Annotated in this window: 1 protein-coding gene and 1 pseudogene; both read right to left on the reverse strand. The window is 59.1% G+C overall.

Features of this window, described 5'->3' with window-relative positions; all coding sequences use genetic code 11:
• A pseudogene (locus QKY98_RS23520) lies at positions 1-161 on the reverse strand (copper resistance protein CopC); the annotation flags it as partial.
• A 53-nt stretch (positions 162-214) separates the two neighbouring features.
• The coding region (locus tag QKY98_RS23525; RefSeq protein WP_284671692.1) for a copper resistance protein B at positions 215-821 on the reverse strand (607 nt) is incomplete at its 5' end.

Consider the following 821-nt stretch of genomic DNA (forward strand, 5'->3'; position numbering starts at 1 on the left):
GTGACCAGGTTTTCAGAAAAGTGCAGCTCGATCTTTGCTGGGGCGGCGCCTTCAGTTCCTTCGGCAGGCGTCGAAGACACCAGCTTGGGATGGGCTTGAGCCAGGGCGCTAAACAGCATTCCAGCGGCAAAGAGCGTGATGAAAGGTGCACGATTGAACATGCGAACTCCTACAGCCCAAGGGGCGTTCGTGGGGAATGAGATTTGGTGTCTGGTTAGAACCACATACGTACGCCCAGGACCAGGCGGGCTTCGCTGCGGTCTTCCCCTTCCTCCCGGGCAAAATCGGCAGTGTTGCCATAGGAGCGGTTCCAGCTAACGCCAATGTACGGGGCGAATTCCCGGTAAATTTCGTACCGCAAGCGCACTCCGACTTCCGTCTCGGACAAGCCTGAGCCGATTCCGCGTTTGGGGTCGTTCTGCCCGTAAAAATTAGCTTCGGCGGTGGGCTGCAAGATCAGGCGATTGGTCAGCAAGATGTCGTAGTCGCCTTCCAGCCTCAACGCAGTTTGGCCACCCTCTCCAAGGAAAGCGGTCGCTTCGGCCTCGAAGTTGTATAAGGCCAGACCCTGGAGACCAAATGCGGCCCACGTCTGAGGCGGCCCTGGTTTGAAGTCCTGCCGTACGCCACCCACCACGTCCCACCACGGGCCGATCGAGTGGCCCCACAACGCTTGTAGCTCGGCGGATTCGGTTTTGCCGTTGGTGCGCTCCCCCTCGGAGCGAATCCACAGCCGATCAATATCCCCCCCTACCCAACCGTTGACGTCCCAACTCAGCACACTGCCGTTATCAGCGTCCTGCCACTCAAGCTGATCGAAC

Origin of the sequence: Pseudomonas sp. HR1, assembly GCF_030175875.1 — a bacterium.
GTDB classification, from domain to species: domain Bacteria; phylum Pseudomonadota; class Gammaproteobacteria; order Pseudomonadales; family Pseudomonadaceae; genus Chryseomonas; species Chryseomonas oryzihabitans.